The organism is Gordonia sp. (in: high G+C Gram-positive bacteria), assembly GCF_049299075.1.
Lineage (GTDB): Bacteria > Actinomycetota > Actinomycetes > Mycobacteriales > Mycobacteriaceae > Gordonia.
This window is the reverse complement of record NZ_JBAQWU010000351.1, coordinates 1-1,530: the sequence shown is the minus strand read 5'-3', so window position 1 is coordinate 1,530 and position 1,530 is coordinate 1. Positions and strand designations below refer to the sequence as shown.

Annotated in this window: 1 protein-coding gene and 1 pseudogene; one reads left to right on the top strand and one right to left on the bottom strand. The window is 65.2% G+C overall.

The genetic code is table 11. From position 1 onward, the window contains the following. Positions 1–724: pseudogene (locus WAW85_RS11120) on the top strand (acyl-CoA dehydrogenase); the annotation flags it as partial. A gap of 31 nt (positions 725–755) precedes the next feature. Here WAW85_RS11120 and WAW85_RS11115 read toward each other — a convergent pair. Then, positions 756–1,530, bottom strand: a 775-nt coding sequence (locus WAW85_RS11115) for a Sir2 family NAD-dependent protein deacetylase (protein ID WP_422559672.1), incomplete at its 5' end; no start/stop codon positions are given.

Genomic DNA, 1,530 nt, shown 5'->3' with positions numbered 1-1,530 from the left:
TCCGGTCACCAAGTCCAAGGTCACCTCGGAAGGGGAGACCGTGATGACGTTGCTGCTCGACGTCGTCGCGGCCAAGGGGTACGAGAAGAACACGTACTTCCATCAGGCGAACCGCTTTATCGGCTGGCTCCCGCGACTGGAAGGCACGGTCCACGTCAATGTGGCGCAGATCCTCAAGTTCATGCCGAACTACCTGCTCAACCCGGCGGAGTATCCGGCGATCGGCACCCGGCGCGAGGCCGCCGACGACGCCTTCTTCTTCGCGCAAGGCCCGGTCGGCGGCGCCGGAAAAGTACAGTTCGCCGACTGGACTGCGGCCTACGAGGCTCGACTCGACATGGCGAATGTGGGTGTCTTCTACGGACAGGCGAAGGCATTGCAGGCGCTGTTGACCACCGCGCCGCCGAGCGCAGAACAACAAGGTGACCTCGACTTCGTGCTCACCATCGGCCACCTGTTCACGCTGATCGTCTACGGGCAGCTGATTCTGGAGCAGGCGGCCCTGATTGGCATCGATGATGACGTCGTCAATCGGATCTTCGATTTTCAGGTCCGTGATTTCTCGGCTTATGCGGTCGCGCTGTACGGCAAGGGTTCGGCAACTCCGGAGCAGCAGGAGTGGGCGCTCGGTGCGGTGGCCCGTCCGGTCGCCGATCCGGAGGGGTTCGACCGCGTGTGGCAGCAGGTGAAGGCCCTCGACGGCGCATACACGTTCCCCGCGTAGCCCGAGGGCCGTGTCGAAATCACACCGCCAATCAGCAAGCCAGCGCGGATAGCGTGGCGGGCAGGATCTCTTCGCACCGATGATCGATCTTGAGGTCGGCCAGCCGGTCGCCCCGGGTCTCGCCGCGGTTCACGATCAGCACCGGCTTGCCGCTCTTGGCGGCGTGCCGGACGAACCGCAGTCCGGACATCACGGTCAGCGAGCTTCCCAGAACCAGGACGGCGTCGGCGTCGTTGACCATCGAATATCCCTGTGCGACAACGTCTTTGGGAACGTTCTCGCCGAAGTAGACGATGTCCGGCTTCAGTGTTCCGCCGCAGCGAGGGCAGGCCACCGCCACGAACGAGGCGGTGTCATCGAGCACTGCATCCGCGTCGGGCGCCACCTCGATGGCACCCCGGCCGGCGACACGGGCGCGGAATCCCGGGTTCGCACGTTCCAGGTCTGCGTCGAGCACGTGCCGGGACAGTCGGTGGTCACAATCGAGGCAGACGACGCGACCGTATGAGCCATGCAGATCCAGAACCCGGCGCGAGCCCGCCTTCAGGTGGAGCATGTCGACGTTCTGGGTTAGTACCCCGGTCACCAGGCCGACGGCTTCCAATTCGGCGAGGGCGCGGTGTGCGGCATTGGGCGCGGCGGCGTCCATGTGGCGCCAGCCGAGGTGATTGCGTGCCCAGTAGTGGCGCCGGAAGTCCGCTGAACTCAGGAACATCTGGATCGTCATCGGCGTGCGTGGCGGCGATCCGGGGGAGCGATAGTCGGGAATTCCCGACGGGGTGGACAGGCCCGCCCCGGTCAATGCC